2 protein-coding genes are annotated in these 1658 nt (G+C 61.7%); both read left to right on the top strand.

The annotated features are described in order from the left end of the window. The coding region (locus tag VGP39_RS09665; protein WP_327567884.1) for an IS110 family transposase at nucleotides 1–931 on the top strand (931 nt) is incomplete at its 5' end. 216 nt (nucleotides 932–1147) lie between these two features. Next, on the top strand, nucleotides 1148–1658 hold a 511-nt coding region (locus VGP39_RS09660), incomplete at its 3' end, for a saccharopine dehydrogenase NADP-binding domain-containing protein (protein ID WP_327567883.1).

Genomic DNA, 1658 nt, shown 5'->3' with positions numbered 1-1658 from the left:
CGGCGCGGGCCTGGACGTGGCATGGCATCGGGGCGGTAGCGCCCATTACGCAAATCGACCCGATGCCATTGCCACGTTGGTTCAGCGGTTACGGACCGGGCCTGAACTGACGCGCATCGTGGTTGAGCCGACCGGCGGCTACGAGAAGCCGCTGGTGAAGGCGTTACGCCAGGCGCAGCTTCCGGTCGAGATCATCCATACCACGCGCTTTAATGCTTATCGGCAGATGGTGGGCGTCAAAGCCAAGTCCGACAGCTCGGATGCCCGGTTGCTTGCAGCCTATGCCGCCGCGCCTGACGAGATACGTGGTCGCAAGGCCGGTTATGTCGAGTTGCCGGAAGATGCGGTCCGCGAAGAGCTTTCTGAACTCGCAAGCCGGCGCGATCAGCTCAAACACATGATTCATGCCGAGACCTGCAGGCTCGGTACGGTACGGATGACCGCGCTTCGTCAGGCGATCGCCACCCATCTTGAGACGCTGAGAGCCGAAGACAAGCAGGTCCATCAGATGATGCTGGCGCTGGTTCGCCAGCGCCTCGATCTACAGCGCGATCAGCGCTTGCTCAAAACCATCAAGGGCATCGGCGTGAAGTCGACGCTCGCCCTGCTTGCCTCCGTTCCCGAACTCGGCCGGATCGATAACAAGGCGGCCGCAGCGCTGATCGGGGTGGCTCCCTTCGTCCGCAAGAGCGGCACCATGACCGCTCCGGCCCGAATACACGGCGGGCGAGCTGGCGTGCGCAGCATCCTCTACATGGCCGCTGTTACCGCCAGCAGGCACAATCCTGTGCTCCGCCCCTTTTACGAACGTCTCGTCGCCAAAGGTAAACCGCCCAAAGTCGCCCTCATCGCCGTGCTTCGACGTCTCGTTGTCTTCGCCAATGCCGTACTCAGATCAGCCCAACCCTGGAAAGGTGCCATCGCCACTTGACACTCAACACGGTAGATTCCGGGTTCGCGCGGAAGACGCGCGCCCCGGAATGACGGTTTTGATGATTGCCGGGTCAAGCCCGGCAATGAGGAGCGTACAGCCGAAACGGCGCGGACACGCCGCACGAGCGGCTTGATTTAGCTGCAGCGATAGTCTTGAACCCCGCGGCGGGCTGCGCGTTCGCCTGTTGCACGTTTATTCCCGGAGTCCTCCCGCATGCCCCCCGCCTCGCAAATCCACGCAAAAATCTCCGGACCCATTGTGATGATCGGCTTTGGCTCGATCGGAAAAGGCACGCTGCCGCTGATGGAACGGCACTTTGCGTATGACAAATCGCGCTTCGTCATCATCGATCCGCATGACGACGGCGCGATCGCGAACAAGCATGGCGTGCGTTTCATCAAGGAAGCGGTGACGAAGGACAATTATCGCGAGATGCTGGTGCCGCTATTGACCGAAGGCGGCGGCCAGGGGTTTTGCGTCAACCTGTCGGTCGATACCTCCTCGGTCGACATCATGACGCTGTGCCGCGAGATCGGCGCTTTATATATCGACACCGTGGTCGAGCCGTGGGCCGGCTTTTATTTCGACAGGAACATCGGCCCCGAGGCGCGCACCAATTATGCATTGCGCGAGACGCTGCTTGCGGCAAAACACAAGAGCCCGGGCGGCCCGACCGCGGTCTCGACCTGCGGCGCCAATCCCGGCATGGTGTCGTGGTTCGTCA

The organism is Bradyrhizobium sp., assembly GCF_036009065.1.
Classification (GTDB): Bacteria; Pseudomonadota; Alphaproteobacteria; order Rhizobiales; family Xanthobacteraceae; genus Bradyrhizobium.
This window is presented reverse-complemented; position numbering and strand designations above follow the sequence as displayed.